Origin of the sequence: Saccharopolyspora sp. (genome assembly GCF_017434145.1) — a bacterium.
Lineage (GTDB): Bacteria > Actinomycetota > Actinomycetes > Mycobacteriales > Pseudonocardiaceae > Saccharopolyspora_C > Saccharopolyspora_C galaxeae.
The window spans coordinates 1-5,120 of record NZ_JAFRFW010000777.1 but is presented as its reverse complement, the minus strand read 5'-3'; the positions used below and the strand labels follow the sequence as shown (position 1 = coordinate 5,120).

The following is a 5,120-nucleotide window of genomic DNA, read 5'->3' as shown; positions in this document are numbered from 1 at the left end:
TCGACGAGCTCGCCGCGGCCGCGCAAGCCAAGCAGCGCCGGATGCTGGCCTGCCCGGCCGACGTCGCCGATGCCGACGCGGCACGGGCCGCGGTGCGCCGCGCGGAGGACGAAGCAGGTCCGGTCGACATCCTGGTCAACGTCGCCGGAGTGCTGCACCCCGGCAAGGTCGCTGAGCTTTCCGACGCCGACTGGCACCGGACCTTCGCGGTGAACACCAACGGCGTGTTCCACATGTGCCGCGCGGCCGCAGAGCTGATGATCCCGCGCAGCCGCGGCGCCATCGTCACGGTCGGTTCCAACGCGGCGGGCGTCCCGCGTCAGGGAATGGCCGCCTACGGCGCGTCCAAAGCAGCGGCCACGCTGTTCACCAAATCCCTCGGCCTGGAGCTGGCCGAGCACGGCATTCGTTGCAACGTGGTCTCGCCGGGTTCCACCGACACCCCGATGCAGCACGCCCTGTGGGACCAGCAGGGTGCCGCCGCGGTGATCGCCGGCTCGCCGGAAACGTTCAAAACCGGCATCCCGCTGGGCAAGCTGGCCACCGCGGAGGACATCGCGGAGGCGGTGGTGTTCCTGGTCTCCGAGCAGGCCGGGCACATCACCATGCACGACCTCTACGTGGACGGTGGCGCCACGCTGCGCGCCTGAGACCGCGCGCCCGGCCCACTCCGCAACGCCTCGCACGGAAGGCTCACATGACCACTGACAGCGACACCGGCACCGGCATGTTCCGGGACACCGCGGACGCGGCCGAACTGCTCGCGGAGTACGCGGCGGGCTCGTCGTTCTTCTTCGCCTCTCCGCGCGGTTCGATGCTGGCCCGCGGGGTGGACGCCACGGTGCCCAAGACGACGTGCGCCTCCGGGCGCTCCGGGCTTCCCCGGCGGGTGGCGGATTTCCTGCGCCACGCCGAGGAATTCGGCCGCCGCGATCCGCTCGTGGTGGGTGCGGTGCCGTTCGACGGGGATCTGCCCGCGCACCTGGTGCTGCCCAGCGAGGTCGTCCGCGCGCAACCGCTGGGCGAGTCGGCGGTGGTGGCCCCGGCGGCGGAATCGGCCGGCGGCGACTACGAACTGCGCCAGGTGCCTGCGCCGGGCGAGTACGAGCGGGCGGTGGAGCGGGTGCTCAAACGGCTGCGCAGCGCCGAGTTGAGCAAGGTGGTGCTGGCCCGCTCGCTGGAACTGTCCACTGCGGACCGAATCGATCCGGCGCGGATGCTGCGCAACCTGGCCGCCGCCGATCCCGGCGGCTACACCTACGCGGTCGACCTGCCGCGGCGCGGCGCCGACGGTTCGCGGGACAACTTCGGCCCGCAGCCCGAACTCGCGCGCACGCTGCTGGGCGCGAGCCCGGAGCTGCTGGTGTCGCGGCACGGCACCCAGGTGCGGGCGAACCCGATGGCCGGCTCCCGCCCGCGCAGCGACGACCCGGCCGAGGACCGCTGCCGCGCCGCGGAGCTGCTGGAGTCGGACAAGGACCTGCGCGAGCACGCCGCCGTCGTGGAGGCGGTCGCGGACGCGTTGCGCCCGTACTGCACCGAACTCGTCGTCCCGGAGCGTCCGTCGGTGCGCAGCACGGCCGCGATGTGGCACCTGGCGACCGAGGTGACCGGTGAGCTCGCCGACCCCGCCACCTCGTCGTTGCAGCTGGCGGTGGCGATGCACCCGACGCCCGCGGTGTGCGGTACTCCGCCGGAACCCGCGCGGCAGGCCATCGCCGAGGCCGAGCCGTTCGAGCGCGGCTTCTACACCGGGATGGTCGGCTGGTGCGACGCGGCCGGTGACGGCGAGTGGGTCGTGACGATCCGCTGCGCGGAGATCGAAGATGCGGCGCTGCGGCTGTACGCGGGCGCGGGAATCGTCGAGGGCTCCGATCCGGCCGAGGAGCTCGCCGAAACCTCCGCCAAATTCCGCACCGCGTTGTCGGCCATGGGGTGGTCCGGCGCGCTGTAGTCGCACCCGTTCTTGGCCAATGATCGAAGAGGAATGCACGATGCTGCCCGGATGTCCCACTTGGCCCGAAGATTTCGCCCGCCGCTACCGGCGAGCCGGTTACTGGCGCGGGGAGACCTTCGGCGCGCTGCTGCGCGCCCGCGCGGCCGAGCGCGGTGATCGGGTCGCGATCGTCGATGAGCGGCGCCGGATCACCTACGCCGAGCTCGACGAGCGCGCGGACCGGCTGGCCGCCGGGTTGCGTGAGCTGGGGATTGCCCGGCAGGACCGCGTCGTGGTGCAGCTGCCGAACATCGCGGAGTTCTTCGAGGTGTGCTTCGCGCTGTTCCGGCTGGGCGCGGTGCCGGTGTTCGCGCTGCCGTCGCACCGGCTGACCGAGGTGTCCTACTTCTGCGAGTTCAGCGCCGCCGCGGCCTACATCACCTGCGACGTGGAGGCCGGGTTCGACCACCGCACGCTGGCCGCCGAGGTGGCGGGGAAGGTGCCGGGGCTGGGGCGGGTGCTCATCGCGGGCGATCCGGGCGACTCCGGCTTCACCGCGCTGTCCGATGTGGACGCAGAGCTGTCCGAACTGGACGGACCGGATCCCGGCGACATCGCCTTCCTGCAGTTGTCCGGCGGTAGCACCGGTGTTCCGAAGCTGATCCCGCGCACCCACGACGACTACCTGTACTCGTTCCGCGCCAGCAACGACATCTGCGGTGTCACCGCGGACACGGTGTACCTGGCGGCGCTGCCGATCGCGCACAACTTCCCGATGAGTTCCCCGGGAACGTTCGGCGTGCTGCACGCGGGAGGCCGGGTGGTGCTCGCGCGGCGCTCCAGCCCGGACGAGGTCTTCCCGCTCGTCGAAACCGAACGGGCCACGCTGGTGGCGGCCGTGCCGCCGCTGGCGCTGGTGTGGCTGGACGCGGCCGAGCACACCGAGCACGACCTCTCCAGCCTGCGAGTGCTGCAGATCGGCGGCGCGAAGTGCAGCGAGGAGGTCGCGCGCCGGGTGCGGCCGGTGCTGGGGGCGACGCTGCAGCAGGTCTTCGGCATGGCCGAGGGCTTGGTGAACTACACGCGGCTGGACGATCCGGAAGAGGTCATCGTCGGCACGCAGGGCCGTCCGATCTCCCCGGACGACGAGGTCCTGGTGGTAGATGACGACGACAACCCCGTCGCAGCAGGCGAAACCGGGCACCTGCTCACCCGCGGTCCGTACACCATCCGCGGCTACTACGACGCCGAGGAGCACAACGCGAAGGCGTTCACGCCGGAAGGCTTCTACCGCACCGGCGACGTCGTCCGATTCACCCCGGAAGGCAACATCGTGGTCGAGGGCCGCGCCAAGGACCAGATCAACCGCGGTGGCGAGAAGGTCGCCGCCGAAGAGGTGGAGAACCACCTGCTGGCGCACCCGTCGGTGCACGACGCCGCGGTGGTGTCCATGCCGGACCCGTACCTCGGCGAGCGCACCTGCGCCTTCGTGGTGCCGCGCGGGGAAGCGCCGAAACCGCGGGAGCTGATCAAGTTCGTCCGGCAGCGCGGGCTGGCCGGCTACAAGGTGCCCGACCGCGTCGAGTTCGTCGACCGGTTCCCGCAGACCGCCGTCGGCAAGGTCAGCAAGCGCGACCTGCGCGCGGCGATCGAGCGGGACCTCGTCCCCGGACTCCAGCGGCGCTGAACGGATTTCGCAGCGAGGACAGGAGGAATCACCGGTGGGGTTGCCGACGATCGCGCCGTATCCCGTGCCGCGGCAGGACGACCTGCCGCCGAACCGGGTGGATTGGCGAGCGGATCCGGCGCGCGCGGTGCTGCTGGTGCACGACATGGAACGCCACTTCGTGGGCGCGTACGCGCCGGAAGGCGAACCGCTCAGCGAGGTCGTGCCGAACATCCGCGCACTGGCCGCGCAGGCGCGCCAGGCCGGGGTGCCGGTGGTCTACTGCGCCCAGCCCAGCGGGCAGAGCCCGCAGCAGCGCGGACTGCAGCTGGAGTGGTGGGGGCCGGGCGTGGCCGACGCCGCGCAGGAAGCCATCATCGAGGAACTCGCGCCCGAACCCGGCGACGTGCGGATGACGAAGTGGCGCTACAGCGCTTTCCAGCGCACCGAGCTGCGTTCGATGCTGCACGAGTGGGGACGCGACCAGCTGGTGATCACCGGCATCTACGCGCACATCGGCTGCCTGATGACCGCGGCGGAGGCGTTCCAGCAGGAGGTGCAGGCGTTCCTGGTGGCCGACGCGGTCGCGGACTTCTCCGCGGAGGAGCACGCGATGGCGCTGCGCTACGCGGCGAAGCGGTGCGCGGTGGTCGAGTCGGCCGAACGGCTCGTCAAGGATCTCGCGGGCAGCGCGGTGACGGGAGTGGAGAACCGATGAGCGCGAAGCTGACCCTGGACGACGTGCGGGCCGACGTGGCGGAACTGCTCTACGAGGACCCTTCCGAGCTCGCCGACGACGAGAACCTGCTGGACTGGGGCCTGGATTCGGTGCGGATCATGAGCCTGGTGGAGCGGTGGCGCAGGCTCGGCGTGCAGATCACCTTCGCGGACCTGGCAGAACGTCCGAGCCTGGCGGACTGGTGGAGCGTGCTGGAGCCGAAGGTCGCCGAAGCGCAGGACTGAGTTCGCGGCGGGCGGTTTCGCCATCGGCCCGATTCGGCGCTGAGCGGCGCGAATCAGCGGGGAGCACCGCGGACCGCGGGTCGGTCGAGCTCCGCCCGGCGCAACGCCTTCGGCGATTCACTCGACCAGCAGCCGGTTCAACCGCGCGGCCACCGTGGCACGCCGCCAGTCGTGCACCGGCAGCGCTTCGAGCAGCACCTCGTGCACCTCGATGTCGTGCTTGCCGACTTCCGCGTCGGCCAGCCGCCACAGCGCCTCGGCGTCCCGCGCGGCCAGCACCGCACCGCGCACGCCGGTGATCAGGTCTTCGCGCTCCTCGTGGATCAGCGGCGCTTCCGAAGCGGGCAGCAGCGGGCCGTGCAGCTCGAGCGCGGCCGAGACCTCGCCTGCGCGCAATGCCTTGCGCAGGCGCAGGAAATCCGCGTCGACCTCGGCGGCGAGCCGGTACGGCTTGGTGCCCACCACGTCGTGCCCGAGCTGCGCGCGCAGCCGGTGGATCTCCGCGCGCACGGTCACCGGGTTGCCCTGCTCGCCGTGCAGCGCCAGTGCGAGCTG

5 protein-coding genes and 1 pseudogene are annotated in these 5,120 nt (G+C 71.7%); 5 read left to right on the top strand and 1 reads right to left on the bottom strand.

The window, feature by feature from the left end; translation table 11 throughout:
* The 5 genes from IJH84_RS20980 to IJH84_RS20960 all read left to right on the top strand — a co-directional run.
* On the top strand, positions 1-650 hold a 650-nt coding region (locus IJH84_RS20980), incomplete at its 5' end, for a 2,3-dihydro-2,3-dihydroxybenzoate dehydrogenase (RefSeq protein ID WP_295147983.1).
* 47 nt (positions 651-697) lie between these two features.
* A complete protein-coding gene (gene dhbC, locus IJH84_RS20975; protein WP_295147981.1) occupies positions 698-1,954 on the top strand; it encodes an isochorismate synthase DhbC in 1,257 nt (418 codons plus the stop codon).
* 19 nt (positions 1,955-1,973) lie between these two features.
* Entirely contained in the window at positions 1,974-3,623 is a 1,650-nt protein-coding gene (locus IJH84_RS20970) for a (2,3-dihydroxybenzoyl)adenylate synthase (protein WP_295147978.1), read from the top strand.
* 34 nt (positions 3,624-3,657) lie between these two features.
* On the top strand, positions 3,658-4,320 hold the full coding sequence (locus IJH84_RS20965) for an isochorismatase family protein (protein ID WP_295147976.1): 663 nt from the start codon (positions 3,658-3,660) through the stop codon (positions 4,318-4,320).
* Entirely contained in the window at positions 4,317-4,565 is a 249-nt protein-coding gene (locus IJH84_RS20960; RefSeq protein WP_200070741.1) for a phosphopantetheine-binding protein, read from the top strand. Before IJH84_RS20965 ends, IJH84_RS20960 begins: the two co-directional genes overlap by 4 nt.
* A gap of 117 nt (positions 4,566-4,682) precedes the next feature.
* On the opposite strand, the pseudogene IJH84_RS20955 reads toward IJH84_RS20960, so the two are convergent.
* A pseudogene (locus tag IJH84_RS20955) lies at positions 4,683-5,120 on the bottom strand (transcriptional regulator); the annotation flags it as partial.